At 72.5% G+C, this 20672-nt stretch carries 13 protein-coding genes; all 13 read left to right on the top strand.

Features of this window, described 5'->3' with window-relative positions; translation table 11 throughout:
• The first annotated feature begins 154 nt into the window (after nt 1–154).
• The 13 genes from WMF17_RS08600 to WMF17_RS08540 all read left to right on the top strand — a co-directional run bounded on the left by WMF17_RS08600 (nt 155) and on the right by WMF17_RS08540 (nt 20564).
• A complete protein-coding gene (locus WMF17_RS08600; protein ID WP_437648893.1) occupies nt 155–4432 on the top strand; it encodes a HEAT repeat domain-containing protein in 4278 nt (1425 codons plus the stop codon).
• Complete coding sequence (locus WMF17_RS08595) at nt 4429–5019, top strand: hypothetical protein (protein WP_437648892.1); 591 nt, start codon at nt 4429–4431, stop codon at nt 5017–5019. Before WMF17_RS08600 ends, WMF17_RS08595 begins: the two co-directional genes overlap by 4 nt.
• Nucleotides 5007–6080 carry a tRNA (adenosine(37)-N6)-threonylcarbamoyltransferase complex transferase subunit TsaD gene (gene tsaD / locus WMF17_RS08590; RefSeq protein WP_437601475.1) on the top strand — a complete coding sequence of 358 codons (1074 nt, stop codon included), beginning with the start codon at nt 5007–5009 and terminating at the stop codon, nt 6078–6080. The genes WMF17_RS08595 and tsaD overlap by 13 nt, the downstream gene beginning before the upstream one ends.
• A 295-nt stretch (nt 6081–6375) precedes the next feature.
• On the top strand, nt 6376–7395 hold the full coding sequence (locus tag WMF17_RS08585; RefSeq protein ID WP_437601474.1) for a hypothetical protein: 1020 nt from the start codon (nt 6376–6378) through the stop codon (nt 7393–7395).
• Nucleotides 7385–9244, top strand: a complete 1860-nt coding sequence (locus WMF17_RS08580) for a hypothetical protein (protein ID WP_437648891.1) — start codon at nt 7385–7387, stop codon at nt 9242–9244. The genes WMF17_RS08585 and WMF17_RS08580 overlap by 11 nt, the downstream gene beginning before the upstream one ends.
• Before the next feature lie 2 nt (nt 9245–9246).
• Nucleotides 9247–10350: a PEGA domain-containing protein gene (locus tag WMF17_RS08575; protein WP_437648890.1), complete on the top strand. Its 1104-nt coding sequence runs from the start codon at nt 9247–9249 to the stop codon at nt 10348–10350.
• 290 nt (nt 10351–10640) lie between these two features.
• A complete protein-coding gene (locus tag WMF17_RS08570; RefSeq protein WP_437648889.1) occupies nt 10641–11996 on the top strand; it encodes a hypothetical protein in 1356 nt (451 codons plus the stop codon).
• Nucleotides 11997–12020: 24 nt separating this feature from the next.
• Nucleotides 12021–13055, top strand: coding sequence for a tetratricopeptide repeat protein (locus WMF17_RS08565; protein WP_437648888.1), 1035 nt, complete (start codon nt 12021–12023; stop codon nt 13053–13055).
• A gap of 263 nt (nt 13056–13318) precedes the next feature.
• Nucleotides 13319–14674, top strand: a complete 1356-nt coding sequence (locus WMF17_RS08560; RefSeq protein ID WP_437648887.1) for a hypothetical protein — start codon at nt 13319–13321, stop codon at nt 14672–14674.
• A gap of 275 nt (nt 14675–14949) precedes the next feature.
• Nucleotides 14950–16047, top strand: coding sequence for a PEGA domain-containing protein (locus tag WMF17_RS08555; protein WP_437648886.1), 1098 nt, complete (start codon nt 14950–14952; stop codon nt 16045–16047).
• 12 nt (nt 16048–16059) lie between these two features.
• Entirely contained in the window at nt 16060–17793 is a 1734-nt protein-coding gene (locus tag WMF17_RS08550) for a PGRS family protein (RefSeq protein WP_437648885.1), read from the top strand.
• Between the two features lie 23 nt (nt 17794–17816).
• A complete protein-coding gene (locus tag WMF17_RS08545; protein WP_437648884.1) occupies nt 17817–18854 on the top strand; it encodes a hypothetical protein in 1038 nt (345 codons plus the stop codon).
• Nucleotides 18855–19160: 306 nt separating this feature from the next.
• A complete protein-coding gene (locus WMF17_RS08540) occupies nt 19161–20564 on the top strand; it encodes a PGRS family protein (RefSeq protein ID WP_437648883.1) in 1404 nt (467 codons plus the stop codon).
• Nucleotides 20565–20672: the final 108 nt, after the last annotated feature.

Here is a 20672-nt window from a genome sequence, read left to right as displayed (position 1 = left end):
GCGCCCTGCGGGTAAAGCGCTCCGCCGGGACGGCACGAGGCGCCTGCCGAGCTCACCCGCCCGGCGCGCCGCGGCGCCTGGACCGCGCCCCTTCCTGGAGGCGCCGCCGCCGCTCCGCGTGGCCCGCCGCGCACCGCCGGTCTACCCTACCCCCGTGCGATCCCTTGTTCTGGCCGGCTGCCTCGCGGTCGTGATCCCCGCAGCCGCGACGCTCGCGGTCCCGCACGCCGCGGCCGCGGATTTCGATCCCTCCGGCCGCGGCAAGCGGCCCAGGCCCAAGGCCCCGAAGCCCGGCGGCGGCAAGCCGGGCCCCGCCGCGCGGCCGCAGCCCGGACCGCGGCCGCAGCCCGGACCGCGGCCGCAGGTGAAGCCCGAGGCAGGCGAGAGCGGCGACGCGAAGCGCGGCGGGCCGTCGAGCGACGCGCTGATCGCTCGCTACACGGCCATCGTCATGAGCCAGCCGAGCGCGCCCTTCCCGCTCCAGCGCCTCGCCCAGCTCTACCGCGAGCGCGACGGGAACCTGAAGAAGCTCGTCGAGGAGTTCGAGCGCCGCGCCGCGCAGCCCGGCGAAGGCGCCTGGGCCGCCAAGGTGGTGCTCGCCGGCATCTACAAGCAGGACGGGCGCTACGACGACGCCATCAAGACGTACGAGGCCGCCATCGCGGACCGGCCGGCGGACCCGGCGGCGATGATGGCGCTCGCCCAGCTCGAGGCGGACCGCGGCGACAAGGCCCGCGCGCGGGCGCACTACGAGAAGGCGCTGCCGCTGCTCAAGGTCACCGCGGACGTCGAGCAGACCCGGCGCACGCTGCTCGCGCTCTGCCTCGACCTCTCGGACTTCGACGCGGCGAAGGCGCAGCACGACGCGCTCATGAAGAACGCGCAGGGCTCGCTCTTCGTGAAGGCGGAGCTCGGGCGCGAGCTCTCCGCGCGCGGGCATCACGCGCGCGCCGAGGCCGAGTTCCGCGAGCTCGTGAAGGCCGCGACCGGCGACAACCGGGCGCTCGCGCCGGCGCTGCGCGACCTCGGGCAGGCGCTCGCCAGGCAGAAGAAGATGGACGAGGCGCTCGCCGTGCTGAAGCGGGCGCTCGCCATCGCCGGCAACGCGGCGGGGGTGCGGGCCGAGATCCTCCTCATCCTGACCGACGCGTTCCGCGCCGAGGGGAAGCTCGCGGAGCTCATCACCCTCCTCGAGGCCGAGAAGGGGCAGGACTTCCAGCGGCTCTCGACCCTGGGCGCGCTGTACGAGGAGACCGGCGACGTCGACAAGGCGATCGCGATCTACAGGAGGGCGCTCGCGCTCGACGGCAAGCACATCGACACGCGGCTCCGGCTCGTCCACCTGCTCCAGACCGCCGGCGAGCTCGACACCGCGATCCGCGAGTACGAGCTCCTGATCAAGGCGGCCCCGAACAACGCCGACTTCGTGTTCGAGCTGTGCGAGACGCTCATCCAGCGGGGCGATCGGCCCAAGGCGCTCGCGCTGCTCACCCAGCTCGAGGGGCGCGTCGCGGACGAGCCCGAGACGCTCGCGGCCGTCGCCGACTTCTACGAGCGGGTCGAGGAGAAGGACCGTGCCCTCAAGGTGCTCCAGCGGCTCGCCGGGGCCGCGGGCGGCGATCCGAGCCACCTCGTCGACCTGGGCGATCGGTACTTCCAGGCGGGCGACAAGAAGAAGGCGCTGGAGACCTGGGCGCGCATCAAGCAGGTCGTGCCGAGCCGGGCGCGCGCCGCGGCCACCCTCGGCGAGGTGTACCTCGACCACGACATGGCGGCCGAGGCGCTCGCCGCGCTCCGGGAGGCCGCGCAGCTCGAGCCCGCGAACGCCCGCTACAAGAAGGCGCTGGCGATCGCGCTGGAGCGCACCGCGAGCTCGCTCGGCAACGCCGCGCCGCGCTACGCGGAGGCGCGCGGGCTCTGGGAGCAGCTGCTCGCCGGCGCGGGCAACGACAAGCTGCTCGCGCGCGAGGCGCGCACCCACATCGTCAGCCTCTGGTCGCTCACCCACGAGCTGCCGAGCCGCGTCGGGCCGCTCGGCGCGCGCTTCAACGCGACCCCGCCCGACCTGGAGGCGGGGCGGCTGCTCGCCGAGGTGCAGCGCAAGCTGCACCGGCTGCCCGACGCCGAGGCCACGCTCCGGAGGCTCGTCCAGGCCGCGCCGGGCGACGAGGACTCGCTCCTCGCGCTGGAGCGCGTGCTCGTGCTCCAGCAGAACCTCCTCGGCGCCATCGACGTGCTGGGCAAGCTCGTCGAGGTGAACCCGAAGCGGGCCCGCGAGTTCTACCAGCGCATGGCGCAGTACGCCGCGGAGCTCTACCGCGACGACGACGCGATCCGGTACGCCGCGCGCGCGGTCGAGCTGTCGCCCGAGGACGCGGGCGGTCACCAGAAGCTCGGCGACATGTACCGGAGGCGGCAGGATTTCCCGCGCGCCATCGCCGAGTACCGGCAGGCGCTCGCGAAGAACGACCGGCTGTTCCCCGTCTACTTCGACCTGGCCGAGCTGCTGCTCACCGCGGGGCAGGCCGACGAGGCCGACCGGCTCTTCCGGCGGGTGGTGCGGGCGTCGAACGACGAGGAGCTCGTCGCGCGCGCGGCGCGGATGTCGATGCAGGTGAACCTCGGCAGGAGCTCGCTCGAGGTGCTCGAGCGCGAGCTCCTGCCGGTCGCGGTCGGCAACCCGCAGAGGCCGCTCTACCGGCGGCTGCTCGTGGAGCTGTACGGGGCGATGACCTTCCCCCTGATGCAGAAGGTCCGCGCCGAGGACCGCGCGGCGAGCGCGCCCGCGCGCGCCGAGCTCGCGAAGATCGGCGCGCGCGCGGTGAAGCCGCTGCTCGACGCGCTCGCCGACGAGAAGGAATCGCAGCAGAAGATCGCGATCGAGGTGCTGGCCTACGTCGAGAACAAGAGCGCCGGGCCGGCGCTCTACAACTTCGCGATCGGGCAGGCGGACAAGGGCCTGCGCGCCCGCGCGATGATCGCGTGCGGCGCGCTGCGCGACCCGGCGATGCTGCAGCGCTACGAGCAGATGCTCGCGCCGAGGGACGCGGCCGCGAGCGTGCTGCCGAACGACGCGGTCGCGGTCGCGGCCACCTGGGGCGTGGCCCGGCTCGCGGCGGGCGGCGGCCGGCCCGCGGCGGCGAAGGCGGAGGCGCTGCTCGCGCGGCTCCTGTCGTCGCCGGCGCCGGAGGTGCGGGCCATCGCGGCGATCGGCCTCGGGCTGACGCACGACCGGAAGCACGCGGCGGCGCTGTCCGCGGTCGCGCGGGCGCCCGAGGCCGGCTCCATGCCGCGCGCGGCCGCGGTCCGCGCGCTGGGCGAGCTCGGGGGCGGCGGCGAGGGGCCCGCGCTGTTCATGTCGCTCGCCGACTCCAGCGAGCCGGAGCTCCGCCGCGCGGCGCTGATCACGCTCGCGCGGCTCGGCGGCGGCGGCGCCTCGAAGGGCGGCGGCGGCCCCGGCGAGGCCGACGCGTCCGCCTCGGCGGGGGCCGCCCAGGCGATCGCGGCCGGCGCGTTCTCGTCGGACGAGGGGCTGCGCGCCGCCGCGGTGTCGGCGGCGGTCGCGCTCACGCGGCGGGAGTACCCGCGCGCGCGCGAGCCGCTGCCCGTACCGGACGGGGCGCTGACGGTGAAGGACGTGCTCGCGGGGCTCGATCCGGATCCGCCCGGCCCGGAGGACCGCGCGGCGGCGCTCGTGGCGCTCGGCCCGGCGCTCCAGAAGGCTGCGGTCGCCGCGGTCGCGACGTCGCCGGAGCGGGCGCTTGTCGTGGCGGACGCGATCCTGTCGCGCGGCGTGGGCGTGCCCGGCGAGGCGGGCGGCGAACGCGGCGCCGCCGGGGGCGGGGCGGCGCTCGGGCTCGCGCCGTTCACGGAGGCGCGCGCGGAGCTCGCCCCGGAGCTGAAGCGGCAGGTGGAGGCGGCGGTGGAGGGGGTCGCGGCCGCGGTCGTGAGCGGGTTCGTGGCGCTCGTGCGGCACCCGGCGATCGAGGTGCGCACGCGCGCGGTGGAGCTGCTCGCGACCCGGCCCGAGCCCGAGGCGCAGGCCGCGGTGGTCGACGCGCTCGGCGATCCGGAGGAGAGCGTGCGGCGGGCGGCGCTCGCGGCGCTCGGCGCGGTCCGGCACGGGGCGACGATCGCGGCCGTCTCGGAGCTCCTGCGGACCTCGCCCAGCTGGCCGCTCCGCGTGCGCGCGGCGGAGGCCCTGGGTCGGCTGGGCGCGCCGGCCGGCGGCGGGTCGGGTCAGGTCGCCGGGACGCTCGGCGCCGCGGCCCGCTCCGACGCGTACGCCCTGGTGCGCGAGGCGGCGGCGCGCGCCCTCGCCTCGGCGGATCGCGCGGCGGCGGCGCCGGTGCTGCAGCAGCTCGCGGCGCGCGACCCCGAGCCGCGCGTGCGCCAGGCCGCGGCCGAGCTGCTGCGGAGCGCCGCGCCTTGAGCTGCGCCGCTCTGCCCGGGCCGCGGCGCGGCGCGCGGCGGCTCGCGCCGCTCGCCCTGGCCGGCTCCCTGAGCGCGGGCGCGGCGGCCGGCTGCGACGACGTGAGCCGGTTCTCGACGGCCGACGGCGAGGCCTACTGCGGCGCGATCACGCTGGGCGGCGCGTTCCGCGCGGGCCTGAGCCCGCGGGTGCAGATGCGGCTGTCGCTCGACGCGGACGCGCTCGACGGGCCCGAGCCGCCGGGCGCGCTGTGGACCTACGAGGCGCCCGACGGGGCCGCGCCGGAGCGGCGCCTCCTCGACGGGGCGTCGCTGCGGCCGATCGGCGCGCTCGCCCACGATCCGCTCTCGCGGCTGGAGCTCGGCGAGGGCCGGGAGCGCAACGCGATCTACGCTGTCAGCGCGTCGGATCCGGCGGCGGAGCCGCTGCTCGCGATCCTGTCGCTGCGCACGGACGGGTCGGTCGAGGTCCGCCTGCTCCGGCCGGGCCGGGAGCCGCTCGCGTCGGGCGAGGCGCCGGAGGAGGGACAGCGGCAGGTGTTCGGCAACTTCAGGCTGACGCGGCGGACGGGAACATGCGGGTTCTAGGGATCGAGACATCGTGCGATGAGACGGCGGCGGCGGTGGTGACCGAGGGGGGCGACGTCCTCTCGGACGTCGTGCGCAGCCAGGTGGCGCTGCACGCGCCGTACGGGGGCGTCGTGCCCGAGATCGCGGCGCGCGATCACGCGCGCGCGGTGGTCCCGGTGGTGCGCGAGGCGCTGGCGCGCGCGGGCATGACGGCGGCGGACCTCGACGGCGTCGCGGTGACGTCGCGGCCGGGCCTCGCGGGGGCGCTGCTCGTCGGCCTGCAGGCCGCGAAGGGGCTCGCGTGGGCGGCGGGCAAGCCGCTCGTCGGCGTCGATCACCTCGTGGGGCACCTGCTCGCGGTGTTCCTGCGGCGGGACGGCGCGCCTCTGCTGCCCTCGCCGGAGCCGCGGCCGTCGTTCCCGTACGTCGCGCTGCTCGCCTCGGGCGGGCACACGGCGATCTACCGGGTGGACGGGCCTGCGATCGGCGCGATCCGCGAGCTCGGCGCGACGCGCGACGACGCGGCGGGCGAGGCGTTCGACAAGGTGGCGAAGCTGCTCGGCCTCGGGTATCCGGGCGGCCCGGTGGTCGACCGGCTCGCGGCCACGGGGGACGCGGCGGCCGCGGCGGAGGCGGTGCCGGCGCTGATGGCGCGGAAGGAGTCGCTCGAGTTCAGCTTCTCGGGCATCAAGAGCTCTGTGGCGCGCCACGTGGCGAAGCGGGGGCGGCCGGAGGGGCAGGCGCTCCACGACCTGTGCGCGGCGTTCCAGGGCGCGGTGGTCGACGCGCTCGTGCAGAAGACCGTGCGGGCCGCGCGGGTGGAGGGCGTCGAGCGGGTGGTCCTCGGGGGGGGCGTCGCGGCGAACCGGGGCCTCCGGGCGAAGATGGCGGCGGCGTGCGAGCGGCGCGGGCTTGCCCTGTTCGTCCCGCCGTTCGCGAGCTGCACGGACAACGGGGCGATGATCGCCTATGCGGGCGCGCAGCGGCTCGCGGCCGGGGAGCGGGACGCGCTGGATCTCGCGCCGGAGACGAGGACGGCGCTGCCGCGGGTGACCCGGAAGGGCGGCGGCGCGAGGTGAGCGGGGCGGGCCGGTAGCGGGACGTCGCGGGGAGCGGGCTGCGGCGACGAGGGCGCGGGGCACTCGCACGTGGGGCGTGGGGCACTCGTACGTGGGGCGTGGGGCCGCGTGTGGGGCGGTGACGGGCGGTGAATGAGCGGCTCGTGCCGAGGATTACCTCGCACTTGTCCGCTGCGGCGAGCCGTGGTCTGATGAGAGCTCAGGACTCAGGCCGGCCCGCGCTGGCCGTTTTTCCGGCCGCACGGGACAGGACAGCTTGGGAGAGCCGCCCGGCGGGGCGCGAGGGTTGTGAGCCATGCAGGTTGTTCTACCGATTGTGCTCGGGTTGATTGCGGTGGCGTGCGGCGCGGGCGCCGTGTTCCTGCTGATGCAGGTGATGCCGTTGAAGCGGCAGCTGAAGGACGCGAACCAGCACATCGAGGCGCTCCGGCAGGCCAAGGGCCAGCTGGAGCAGGTGCGGGCGCAGTACGCTCAGCTCCAGCAGTCGCTCGACATGGCGCGGAGCGAGGACCGGCAGAAGGTCGACTGGCTCGACGCTCAGCAGAAGGAGATCGACTGGTACAAGAGCGAGCTCGAGAGCCGGCCGAAGATCACGCAGAAGCGGTACAAGATCCTGACGCTTGGCATCAAGTGGACCGGCAAGACGTCGCTCACGCTCAAGTGGGCGAATCCGCTCGTGGATCTCGGCACGCTGCAGGGCACGAAGATCGAGCGTTACGAGCGGACGGTGAGCCACGTGCAGACGAAAGAGGTCTTGACGGAGCACGTGTTCGAGGTCGGCGACTGGGGCGGCGAGCACATCGTGGACGCGCAGCAGGAGCTCATCATGGAGGAGATCCACGGGCTCCTGATGGTGGTGGATCTGGCGGGCAAGGACGGGCAGAAGCTCGAGCCGTCGCGGATCCAGGAGCAGCTCCGGGAGTTTCAGCCGCAGTCGCTGCAGTTCTTCTTCAGCCCGAAGACGCTGGCGTCGTGCAAGGCGGTGGTGCTGTTCATCAACAAGTCCGATGTTCTGTCCGGGACGCCTGCCGAGGTGGAGAAGGAGGCGCGCGGGTATTACAAGCCGCTCATCGACAGCCTGGAGCGGTACAAGAACCACATCGATATCCGGGTGCTTGTCGGTTCGGCGAGCTACGGGCACAGCACGCACCATCTGTTCTCGCATTTCGTGGAGCGCATCCTCCCGAAGAACGCGTACGACCCGCAGCTGCTCCAGCGGATGAAGCAGGACATGGGGCCGAATCCGGCGCTGTCGCGGACCGCGCAGCTCCCTGCCCCGCAGATGCCGCAGCAGGTCAGGCCCAATGTACGGTAGCGAGGGCGCCTCGGGGTATGTGATCCCGCGGTATCGCGCGCCTGCGGAGGCGTCGTGGTATCACGTGCTGCACGGGAACATCCCTGGGCATCAGATCGATTTCATGTACTGCCCCGAGGTGCCCCAGGGGGCGCTCACGACGACGCACTTCAGCCACCTGGCGCGGCTGATGAAGTACATCGAGCCGGCGACGGGGGCGACGCATGCGTTCGCGATCGGCAACCTGTCGCGCGACGACACGCAGCATGAGCCGGGGCACGGGGCGGTGGGGCTCATCTTCGGGTTCCGGATCGGCGGCGCGATCGATCACGCCGGGCGTGGGAACCCGCCGTTCGCGCACGGGCTCGTCGCGGTGGATCGGGACCTCGGTTACACGTCGCTCTTGGAGGCGTCGGCGACGTTTTACCGGCACGTGATGAACGCGACGGAGGTCAACTCGTCGGCGGGCATGTTCTACCGCGAGTACGCGGGCGCGGTGCGCGAGGCGCCGGAGCGGGTGGCGCACGTGCTCGAGCGGTATGTGGAGGAGTTCGGGGATCTGCCGTACCTGCGGCGGAGCAGCGCGACGTGGGACTGGGTGGCCGACGAGGGGGCGCTGCCGAAGCGCGTCGTGATCGTGCACAAGCACGATGAGCCGTTCGGCGCGATCGCGCATGCGGCGGCGAAGATCGCGATGGTGCTGTACCGGTCGAACATCAAGTGGACGTCGATCACGAGCGGGCGCGAGGCGGATATCCCGGGTGGGGTCTCGGTGCGGTTCGTGAGGGAGCGCGACATGACGATGGAGGATCGGCACGGGGTGCTGATCCGGATCGAGGACCTCGCGGAGGACGAGGGGGAGATCGCGCGCAAGGTGTTCGGGGCGCGGCCGCAGGGCGAGCCGGGGGACAACAAGCCGCAGTTCGGGGGCTGGCGCGAGCGGTACGCGGCGCAGCAGGCGGGAGGCGCGGCGCAGCTGGCGCAGACCGCTGGAGGGGCGATGCCTGCGGGGCCCGTGTCGGAGCGGGGGCGGGCGCTGTCGGCGCCGCCGGCGGCGCAGCGGCGGGTCGAGTGGGGCGAGGCGCACGCGACGGAGGGGCCGAGCGCGGGGCCGGCGTCGCAGGCGATGGGGCCGAAGGGGACGCTGGTCATCGATGCCGAGAAGCTGCTGCGGGACGCGGGGCTTGTGGAGGCTCGGCCGGGCCATGCGGTGAGCGGGGGTGTGGCCGCAGGAGGACCGGCGGTGGGCGGCGGAGGGTCGATGGCGAGGGGCTCGGCGGACGCGGCTCGGCGGGGGGCGGGGGCGGCGCCCTTGCCGAGCGCTGCGGGCAGGGGCGCGCCGCACGCGCCGGGGGTGCCGTCTGTCGCGGCGGGGGTGAACACGGCGGATGACGACCTCGGGGACATTCCCATCGTCGTCGAGCAGCCCCGGACATCGCGGAAGGCGCTCTGGGCGGTCGCGGGGCTCGGGTGCGCCGTCGCGGCGGGGGCTGTTGCGTGGGCCGTTGTGTCGAAGGGTCCGGGAGCGCAGCCGGCGCCGTCGCCGGCGGGGGCGCCCTCGGCGGCCCCGGAGCCGGAGCGCGGGACGCCGGGGGCGAGCGTGAAGGAGGGGGCGGAGACGGCGGCGCCGCAGGCGACGGGGGCGGCGTCGGCTGCGGGGCGAGCGGCCCCGCCGGAAGAGGCGGCGAGCGCCGAGGGGGATCCGCAGGCGAAGCCGCCTGCGTCGACGGCGGGCCAGCCGCGGAAGACCGGCGGCGGGAAGTCGAGCTCGAAGCCGTCTGCCGCGCAGCAGCCACGCGGGAAAGAGTCAGCGCGCGAGCCAGAGGACCAGAAGCCTGTGGGCGCGATTCAACCGAAGGTAAAGTTTTGATCATGCGTCTCGCGCAGAGTGTTCCATTGATGTGCTTCGTCGGCCTGCTGGCGGCCGCCTCGCCGAGCGAGGCGCAGCCGAGGGGCGGCGCCTCGCCAGGGGGCGCGGGGCAGGCGGGCGCTGCGGGCCAGACGGCCATCAAGGCCCCGAACGCGCCCAGCGAGGCGATGAGCGACAAGGCCAGGAAGCTCTACATGGAGGGCGTGGCCGCGTCGGAGAAGGGGCGCTGGGCTGACGCGTATGCGTCGTTCGTGGCGGCCTGGGCGCTGCAGAAGCACTACACGATCGCCGGCGGCATGGGGACGTGCGAGCTGATGCTGCAGCGGTATGTCGACGCGGCGAAGCACCTCGCGATCTACGTGCGCGAGATCGAGAAGGACGCGACGGCGACGGCGGAGGAGCGCGCGGCTGCGCTCAAGACGTTTGCGCAGGCGCGGGCGAAGGTGGGCGCGGTCCGGCTGGACGTCAACGTGGAGAACGCAGAGGTCGCCGTGGGGCAGGAGGTCGTTGGCGCCGCGCCCCTCCTGGATCCGGTGTTCCTCGAGCCGGGGGCGCATACGATCTCGGTGCGGCGGCAAGGGTACGAGCCCGCGAGCGTCGCGGTGGAGCTCAAGGCGGGGGAAGAGATCGAGCGCAGCGTCGAGCTGAAGAGCGCGCGGGTGAGCGAGCCGCCGCAGGACCAGAAGCGGGAGACGCCGTGGCAGGGGAAGGACGTGAAAGACCCAGGGCCGAACCGGACGCTGCTCATCGCTGGAGGGGCAGTCGCGGGGGTGGGCGTGGTCGCGGGGACGGTGTTCACGGTCCTCGCGCTGGGGAAGGGAGGCGACGCCGAGAACCTGCGCGATTCGGTCCGTTCCGATCGCACGCTCAAGGGGCGCTGCCCGAGCATCAAGTACCCACCGGTGTGCGCGGAGCTGAGTGATACGGTCGACCTCCAGTACACCTTCATCAATACGGCCCTCTACAGCTTCATCGTCGGCGCAGTCGGGGCGGGGACGGTGATCTACGCGCTCATGGACCGGCCTGCCGCGCCGGCCAGTCGCATGCAGGTCGCGCCGCAGGTGGGTTGGGGCTCGGCAGGTCTTTCCTTGAGCGGCCAGTTTTGAGCGGAGGCATCGTGGACCGGGAAGTCAGCAGGGTGGGTCATCGTCTTGGTTGTCGCTTCGCGGCAACGCTTCTCCTGACCGCCGTGGCCCTGGGGATCCACGTGAGCGGGTGCATACAACCTGACGACGATAAAGACAAATTGCTCACTGGCGCATCTGGCTCCGGCGGGAACGGTGGCAACGGCGGAAGCGGCGGGAACGGCGGGAACGGCGGCAGTGGCGGAATCGATCCTCCGCCTCCGGGGTGTGACCCGGGAGCAGCAAAAGACGGTGTCGGCGACGACTGTGGGGTGTTCGTGTCCGAGGCCGGCGTCGACGGCGCGGATGGCACGAAGCAGGAGCCGCTCAAGTCGATCAGCGAAGCGATCGGCCGCGTGGTGGACAGCGAGAATCCGCGCGTCTATGTGTGCATCGGGACCTACACGGAAGCCGTCACGGTGCCCGCAGGCGTGACGATTTACGGACGGCTCGACTGCGACGCCAATTGGACACGGGTCGATGAAGAAGGCGCAGAGACGGTCCTGACGGCGGAGCCCGGAACGGTCCCTCTCAAGATCAGCGCTGCGGGCGGAAGCGTTCGAATTGAGGACCTCCATGTCAAAGCAGAAAAGTTCGACCCGCAGGATGTCGCGATGCGTGGAACGTCGTCCATCGCGACGATCGCCGAGGGCGGCAGCATAACGCTCGTGCGCTGCACGCTTGAAGCGGACGACGCGGCGCCGGGAGCCACGGGAGCGCCCGCCGATCCGCCGGACAGCGCGATGGCTGGGAAGCCGGGCAACGCCGGCAACGCTGCATGCACGGGGGTGGTCGTGGCCCCTAACGCATCTCCACGCAAGGAGTGCCGGACCGGGGATTCCAGTGAGGAATCAAGGGGCGGATTGGGCGGGAACGGCTCGGATTCCCAAGGGCTCCCTGGCAGCAACGGTACTCCCAACGGCATAGCCAATGCCGGGGCCCGCCTGGCGAACGGAGACTGCGGCGGCGGCGGCATGGGCAAGGCGGGTGACCCCGGAGTTCCAGGCCTGGGCGCCACTGGAACAGGGACAATCAGCAGCGCCGGTTATGAGGGCGCTCCTGGGGAGCCGGGCCAACTCGGGAAACCCGGCCAGGGCGGTGGCGGCGGCGCAGGTGGGAAGGGTGAGGGCGCCTGCACCGGCGCCTCAGCAGAGTTTGGCGGCGCGAGCGGCGGCTCCGGCGGGACCGGCGGCTGTGGCGGCAACGGTGGCAACGGCGGCGGAGCAGGTGGCTCCAGCATCGCCCTTCTCAGCATCGATGCAGCGCTCACCTTTCAGGACGTTCGCCTGATCGCCAGGGCCGGTGGCCATGGCGTCGCCGGAGCCTCGGGCCAGCTCGGCGGAAGCGGTGCCGACGGCGGACCCGGCGGCATGGGCATAGCGAATAGACCCCTGAGCGCCGGCTGTGCCGGTGGTACGGGCGGTGACGGCGGTCAAGGCGGAAAGGGGGGTGGCGGGCTCGGCGGGCACTCCATCGGCATTGCCTTCCGTGGCACACCGCCCCCGACCGTCGGGGTCGAGATAGACCACGGTGCTGCCGGCGACGGCGGCGAAGGTCACGACAGCGACGCCAAATACGACGGCAAGCCTGGCGTCGCGGCCGACACGTTCGAGTTCGCCAACCCCTGACCTCCTCGTGATGAGATTCCTGCTGTGAGGTCTTGCCGGCAGCTCACTCCTGGCCTTCTTCTCGGGCTCGCGCTCCTGGCCATCCCGGCAACCGCCGCCGGCCAGCAATCCCAGCCGTCCCAACCGACCGCCGAGGCGAAGCTCGCGGCCCGCGCCCTCGCCAACAAGGGCGTGGAGCTCTTCGACGCCGGCCGCTACGAGGACGCTCTCACGTCCTTTCGCGGCGCCGAGGCCCTGGTCCACGCCCCTCCGCTCCTGGTCATGGCGGCGCGCTCGTGTGAGCGCCTCGGCCGCCTGCTCGAGGCGCGCTCGCTTTACCAGCGCGTCCTCGACGAGCCGCTGGCAGCCACCGCTTCGCACGCCTTCCAGGAGGCCCAGGCCGAAGCGAAAGCCGAACTCGCCGGCCTTGCTCCCCGCATCCCGACCCTGGAGGTCGCCCTCGCTGGTACGGCGCAGGGCACGGTGCAGCTGACACTCGACGGAGAGCACATCGCCCCGGCGACCCCCGTGCAGCGCGACCCCGGCGAGTACACGCTGGTCGGCGTTGAGCCAGGGCGTCCTCCGGTGACAACCAGATTCCGGCTGGACGAGGGGATGAAGCGGTACATCCTCCTCGACCTGACGCCGCCATCCCCAGAAGCCCCGACGACGCGCAGCGCGCCAGTCGCGTCACAAGGCAATTGGCGAAAAATCCTGTTCATCGGCGGCGGAGCTGCGGCAGGGACAGGTGTAATCGCGGGAACGGTGTTCACGATCCTCGCGCTGAGCAAGGGAGGCGACGCGGAAGACCTGCGTACGTCGCTTCGTTCCGATCCCGCGCTCAAAGGGTTCTGCCCGCACACCACCCCCCCGCCGGTGTGCACGGAGCTGCGGGATACGGTCGACCTCCAGTACACCTTCATCAACGCGGCCCTCTACAGCTTCATCGTCGGCGCAGCCGGGGCGGGGACGGTGATCTACGCGCTCGCGGATCGGCCTGCTGCACCGGCCAGCCGCATGCAGGTCGTGCCGCGCGTGGGTTGGGGCTCGGCAGGCCTATCCTTGACCGGTCGATTCTGAGCGGAGGCATGGTGAACCGGGACGTCAGCAGGATGGGTCATCGTCGTGGTTGTCGCTTCGCGGCGACGCTTGTCCTGACCGCGGTAGCCACGGGGCTCCACGTGAGTGGGTGCATAGAACCTCCGGCCTCGGCGTACCCAGAGTCGTATGACGCTGGCGGAGACGGTGGTAACGGCGGAAACGGTGGCAGTGGCGAAATCGACCCTCCGCTTGCGGGGTGTGACCCGGGAACAGCACAAGATGGTGTCGGCGACCACTGTGGGGTGTTCGTGTCCGAAGCGGGCGTCGACGGCGCCGCTGGCACGAAGCAGGCACCGCTCAGATCGTTCGAGGAAGCTATCGGCCGCGTGGTGGACAGCGAGAATCCGCGCGTCTATGTGTGCATCGGGACCTACACGGAAGCCGTCATGGTGCCCGCGGGCGTGACGATTTACGGACGGCTCGACTGCGACGCCAATTGGATACGGGTCGATGAAGAAGGCAAAGAGACGCTCCTGACGGCGGAGGCCGGAACGGTTCCTCTCACGATCAGCGCGGCGGGCGGAAGCGCTCGAATTGAAGACATCCATGTCAAAGCAGAAAAGATAGGCGCGCAGGATGCCGCGATGCGGAAAAAGTCGTCCATCGCGACGATCGCCGAGGGCGGCAGCATAACGCTCGTGCGCTGCACGCTTGAAGCGGACGACGCGGCGCCGGGAGCCACGGGAGCGCCCGCCGATCCGCCGGACAGCGCGATGGCTGGGAAGCCGGGCAACGCCGGCAACGCTGCATGCACGGGGGTGGTCGTGGCCCCTAACCCATCTCCACGCAAGGAGTGCCGGACCGGGGATTCCAGTGAGGAATCAAGGGGCGGATTGGGCGGGAACGGCTCGGATTCCCAAGGGCTCCCTGGCAGCAACGGTACTCCCAACGGCATAGCCAATGCCGGGGCCCGCCTGGCGAACGGAGACTGCGGCGGCGGCGGCATGGGCAAGGCGGGTGACCCCGGAGTTCCAGGCCTGGGCGCCACTGGAACAGGGACAATCAGCAGCGCCGGTTATGAGGGCGCTCCTGGGGAGCCGGGCCAACTCGGGAAACCCGGCCAGGGCGGTGGCGGCGGCGCAGGTGGAAAGGGTGAGGGCGCCTGCACCGGCGCCTCAGCAGAGTTTGGCGGCGCGAGCGGCGGCTCCGGCGGGACCGGTGGCTGTGGCGGCAACGGTGGCAACGGCGGCGGAGCAGGTGGCTCCAGCATCGCCCTTCTCAGCATCGATGCAGCGCTCACCTTTCAGGATGTTCGCCTGATCGCCAGGGCCGGTGGCCATGGCGTCGCCGGAGCCTCGGGCCAGCTCGGCGGAAGCGGTGCCGACGGGGGAGCCGGCGGCACGGGCATAGCGAACAGACCCCTGAGCGCCGGCTGTGCCGGTGGTACGGGCGGTGACGGAGGTCAAGGCGGAAAGGGGGGTGGCGGGCTCGGCGGGCACTCCATCGGTATTGCCTTCCGTGGGACTGCGCCGCCGACCGTCGGGGTCGAGATAGACCACGGTGCTGCTGGCGACGGCGGCGAAGGTCACAACAGCGACCCCAAATACAACGGCAAGCCTGGCGTCGCGGCCGACACGTTCGAGTTCGCCAACCCCTGACCTGCTCGTGATGCGAGCTCCCGTCGGCGCCCCCCTCGTCCCCGGGCCGCCGGAGGCCGCCTGGGCCTGCCGCGAGACGCCTCTGCCGACGAAGCCGCCGCCGCCAGACCCGCGAGCGCCGGTCCACGACAGCACGTGAAGCCTGTCCAGGCATCAAGGACAGCGACGATGTCGCCCGTTCCGCTAGACCCCACGTCGGCAGCCCCACGATCCGCGGCGTGGCGCGGTCCGTCAAAAACCGCGGCGAGCACTCGAACCGCGGGTAAGATGGTGGCATGCGCCTCACCCCGGTGGCTCCGCTGCTCTGCTTCCTCGGCCTGCTCGCGGCCACCTCGCCGAGCGAGGCGCAACCGCAGGGCAGCGCTCCGACGGGAAACAGCGCGCAGCCGAAGCCCGGACCTCGGCCAGGCATGCAGCGCGCGCCCGGCGAGGCCGTGAGCGACAAGGCGCGGAAGCTCTATCTCGAGGGCGTGGCCGCGTCGGAGAAGAAGCGGTGGGCGGACGCTCACGCGTCGTTCGTCGCGGCATGGGCGCTGCAAGAGCACTACACGATCCTCGGGGGAATCGGCACGTGCGAGCTGATGCTACAGCGTTACCGCGACGCTGCCGAGCACCTCGCGGTCTACGTGCGCGAGATCGAGAAGGACGCGACCGCGACCCCGCAAGAGCGCGCCGCCGCGGCCGAGACGTTCGCGAAAGCGCGCGCGCACGTCGGCGCGGTGATCGTCCACGCCGACGTCCCAGGAGCGGCGGTGGTGGTGGACGGCGCTGTTGTGGGGAAGACGCCGCTCCTCGATCCGGTGTTTCTGGAGCCGGGGCCGCACACGATGGCCGTGCGGCATGACGACCATGCGCCGGAGGAAATCGCCGTGGAGGTCGCGGCGGGGAGCGAGATCCGGCGCGCCTTCGAGCTCGAAAGACCGCCGGTGAGCGCGCCGCCGCCGAGTCCGGTGCCTCCGCCACGGGACGGCGCGAAGCGCTCGAACGTGGGGGTGCTCCTGGCCGGCGGCGCGGCGGCCGGTGCCGGGGTGATCGCGGGGGTGGTGTTCACATTGGCCGCGAACGGCACGGAGAGGGCCGTGAGGAGGCAGTGGGGAGCGGTCCATGCCGACCGAGGTGGCAATGTGGACTGCATGAACCTCACCACCGGAGATCCGGTGACGGCTTGCCAGAAGCTGAGCTCGCTGGTCGACGACAGAGACCTGTTCAGCAACCTGGCGCTGTGGAGCTTCGTCGGTGGAGGCGTCGCCGCGCTCGGGACGCTCGGCTACTGGATTGCCAGCCCGTCGCGCGCGCCGGACGAGCAGCATGTGCGCGTCATTCCGCTTGTGAGCCCAGTAGGCGGGGGTATCGCCGCCGGCGGCGTTTTCTGAGTCGAGGGATCCATGAACCGACAGACCAAGAGGGCGATGCGGCTCGCCGCACACGGGGCTTCGGCGCTGATCATGGCATCGATGATCGGCGTGATGCAGACATCGAGCTGTGTCTACGATACGCCACTGGGGAACTGCGAGGACCGGCATCAAGGTTGCCTGGATGGCGCCGCAGGCGGGCCCGCGGTGGAGACGCCGGACGCGGGACCGCCGGACGCCGACCCGCCGGACGCCGACCCGCCGGACGCCGACCCGCCGGACGCCGACCCGCCGGACGCCGACCCGCCGGACGAGACGTGCGTGCCCCGCGAGAGCACCGGCGCGGTCGACGACACGTGCGGCGTGTTCGTGTCGGCGAGCCGCGTCGGCTCCGTGGGCACGGGAACGAAGGCAGCACCGTTCGGCTCGCTCCAGGAGGCCATCCACCAAGCCCAGCAGAATAGTACCGGGCGCGTCTACGCGTGCGCCGGCGCCGGTGAGGAGTTCAGCGAAATCGTCGAGGTGCCGGGCGGCGTCACCCTCTACGGCGGGCTCGACTGCAACAACGGCTGGATCTGGGCCGGCGACGCGATCAAGACGGTGTTGACCGCAGGCGAAGGCAGGATCCCGCTGACCATGGGCGGGCCATCGGGGCCCGTCCGGATCGAGGACCTGCACGTCGTGGCGAGGCCCGCCGCGCAGCAACACAACGGCGCAGGGGTCTCGTCGATCGCCGCCGTCGCGCACGGCACGGCCGTGGAGCTCGTGCGCTGCGAGCTGGAGGCCGGAGATGCAGCGCCGGGCGCGGATGGAGCGTCTCTCACGGAGCCGGCCACTCCAGGCCTACCAGGGCTGGCCGGGAGCCCCGGATGTACCCGCACGGATGGTGAACGCGCACCCGGCGGAGCCATCGTGGTGAATCAGTGCGGCACCCCCGATGATCCGACCGATGATTCGAGCAGTGGATACGGCGGATGGAGCTGGCCTGCGATGGGAGGCGACGGGGGCGACGGAACACCCCTTCTCGCGGCAAGCGGCGATGTGGAAAACCACGGCAAAGGCTGGAGCCCATCGGACCGCTGCACCAATGGCACCTCGGGCACCAGCCGTCCCAGGGGTACCCCCGGCGCAGGCGCAGAGGGCCCCGGTAGCATCTCCATGACCGGCTATGCCGGCGTCTCCGGAGCCCCTGGGCGCCGTGGCGCGCCTGGACAGGGCGGTGGCGGCGGCGGCGGCGACCGAGGCGAATCGGCGGTCTCGAGAGATTATCGTTGTTTCGATACCCTCATCGCAGACCGCGCCGGCGCGGCCGGTGGCTCCGGCGGGACTGGCGGCTGCGGCGGTCTGGGCGGCCGAGGTGGCCTCCCGGGCGGCGCCAGCATCGCGCTCCTCAGCGTCGATGCCACGCTTTCCTTCGAAGCCGTCGTCCTGAAGGCTGGCGATGGCGGTCGTGGTGGCAACGGCGGAGACGGACAGCCGGGCGGCGATGGCGGCGCGGCCGGTCTGGGCGGAACGGTTGATCCGAACAGGTCCCTAGGCCTGTTCGGCGCCTGCGACGGCGGTCGCGGCGGCCGCGGCGGCGATGGCGGCAAGGGCGGCGGCGGGCAGGGCGGCCATTCTCTCGGCATCGCCTTCAACGGCCCCCCGCCGCCCCTCAGCGGTGTTGCCATCCAGCTCGGCGCGGCTGGCCTCGGCGGCGACGGCGACAGCAACACCGGCCACAGAGGCGCCACAGGGATCGCGGCCGACACGCTCGCCTTCAACTAGATCGCTCCGGCACCCCTCCAGCCATGACACCTCGCCGCCCTCTGCGCCTCGTCCTGCTCCTGGCGCTCGTCCTTCCGGCCATGCCGGCCGCCGCCATCGCGCAGCAGGCCGAGCCGACCGATCAGGCCAGAGCCGAGGCCCGGAGTCTCGCCGACAAGGGCCAGGCTCTCTTCGATGCCGGCCGCCACGAAGAGGCGCTCGCGGCCTTCCGCGAGGCCGCGGCTCTGGTCCACGCCGTTCCGCTCTTGCGCATGATCGCGCGCTCCTGCGAGCGGCTCGGCCGCCTGCTCGAGGCGCGCTCGTTCTACCAGCGTGTCGTGGACGAGCCGCTGGCGGCCGACGCCCCGCGCGTATTCCGGCAGGACCAGGCCGACGCGAGGGTCGAGCTCGCCGCGCTGGCGCCGCGCATCCCCGCGCTGGAGGTCGTCGTCAGGGGCGCGGCGCCGGGCGCCGTGGTGCTGACGCTGGACGGAGAGCGCATCGGCCAGGGGACGCCCGTGGAACGCGACCCCGGGAGCTACACGCTGGTCGCCGTCGCGCCGCGCCGGAACCCGATCACGAAGACGATCCGGCTGAACGAAGGGACGAGAGAGCTCGTCACCCTCGATCTGCCGCCTCCGACCGCAGCACCGCGACCGGAGAGCACATCCGCCTCCCCGGGCAACGATATCAGAACAGCCGTGCTCCTCGGTGGCGGGGCCGCGGCCGGAGCCGGGGTGATCGCGGGCGTCGCGTTCACGCTGGTCGCGAACGGCAAGGCGAGCGACGCGAGACGACAGTGGGCCGTGATCGATGCCATGGACGGTGGAGCCGTGAACTGCTCGCGCCCCGCCCCCGGCAGCCAAAGGCAGCAGTGCGAGGAGCTGAGCTCGCTGGTCGACGACAAGTACCTCTTCAGCAACATCGCCATGTGGAGCTTCATCGGCGGGGGCGTGGCCGTGCTCGGGACGCTCGGGTACTCCTGGGTTGCGACCCCGCCGAGCACGGCGGAGAAGCATGTGCGCGTCGTTCCGCTCGTGACCCCAGGCGGCGGGGGCCTCGCCGCCGGCGGCGTCTTCTGAGTCGAGGAAACCATGAACCGACAGACCAAGAGGGCGATGCGGCTCACCGCACACGGGGCTTCGGCGCTGGTCATGGCATCGGCGATCGGCGTGGTGCAGGCAACGGGCTGCCTTCGACCGGATTGCGACGAGCAGCATCGGTGTGGAAGCCTTGGGACAGACGGAGTGGCCCCGCCGGACGCAGACTCGCCGGACGCCGACCGGCCGGACGCGGGACCGCCGGACGCGGGACCGCCGGACGCCGACCCGCCGGGCGAGACGTGCGTGCCCCGCGAGAGCACCGGCGCGGTCGACGACACGTGCGGCGTGTTCGCGTCGGCGAGCCGCGCCGGCTCCGGGGGCACAGGAACGAAGGCAGCACCGTTCGGCTCGCTCCAGGAGGCCATCCACCAAGCCCAGCAGAATAGTACCGGGCGCGTCTACGCGTGCGCCGGCGCCGGTGAGGAGTTCAGCGAAGTCGTCGCGGTGCCGGGCGGCGTCACCCTCTACGGCGGGCTCGACTGCAACAACGGCTGGATCTGGGCCGGCGACGCGACCAAGACGGTGTTGACCGCAGGCGAAGGCAGGATCCCGCTGACCATGGGCGGGCCATCGGGGACCGTCCGGATCGAGGACCTGCACGTCGTGGCGAGGTCGACCGCGCAGCAACACAACGGCGCAGGGGTCTCGTCGATCGCCGCCATCGCGCACGGCACGGCCGTGGAGCTCGTGCGCTGCGAGCTGGAGGCCAGAGATGCAGCGCCGGGCGCGGATGGCGCGACCTTCACGGAGCCGGCCATTCCAGGCGTACCAGGGTATACGGGAAGCCCCGGATGTACCCGCGCGGATGGTGAGCGCGTCCCCGGCGGGGCCACCGTGGTGAATCAGTGCGGCACCCCCGACGATCCGACCGATGATTCGACCGGTGGATACGGCGGATGGAGCTGGCCTGCGATGGGTGGCCCCGGGGGCAACGGAACACCCCTTCTCCCGGCAAGCGGCGATGAGGAAAATGGCGGCACAGGCTGGAGCTCATCGGGCCGCTGCACCAATGGCACCTCGGGCAACATCCGTCCCAGGGGTACCCCCGGCGCAGGCGCAGAGGGCCCCGGTAGCATCTCCATGACCGGCTATGCCGGCGTCTCCGGAGCCCCTGGGCGCCGTGGCGCGCCTGGGCAGGGCGGTGGCGGCGGCGGCGGCGACCGAGGCGAATTGTCGGTCTCGAGAGACTATCGTTGTCTCGATGACCTCATCGCAGACCGCGCCGGCGCGGCCGGTGGCTCCGGCGGGACGGGCGGCTGCGGCGGTCTGGGCGGCCGTGGTGGCTTCCCGGGCGGCGCCAGCATCGCGCTCCTCAGCGTCGGTGCCACGCTTTCCTTCGAAGCCCTCGTCCTGAAGGCTGGCGATGGAGGCCGTGGTGGCAATGGCGGCGACGGACAGCCGGGCGGCGACGGCGGCGCGGCCGGTCTGGGCGGAACGGTTGATCCGAACAGGTCCCAAGGCCTGCACGGCGCCTGCGACGGCGGCCGAGGCGGCCGCGGCGGCGACGGCGGCAAGGGTGGCGGCGGGCAGGGCGGCCATTCTCTCGGCATCGCGTTCAACGGCACCCCGCCGCCCCTCAGCGGTGTTGCCATCCAGCTCGGCGCGGCTGGCCTCGGCGGCGGCGGCGACGGCGACACCGGCCTCAGAGCCGACACAGGGATCGCGGCCGACACGCTCGCCTTCAACTAGACCGCCCCGATACGTCGGCCACCGCGGCGAGCACCACCGACACTCCGCCGAGATCCCACCGGCTGCTGGCACACTGCAGCCCGCTGCAACGCTTGAAATCAGCTCTCC

The organism is Sorangium sp. So ce362 (assembly GCF_051519845.1).
GTDB lineage: Bacteria > Myxococcota_A > Polyangia > Polyangiales > Polyangiaceae > Sorangium.
Note: the sequence above shows the minus strand (reverse complement) of the source record. Positions and strands in the feature narration are given on the sequence as shown.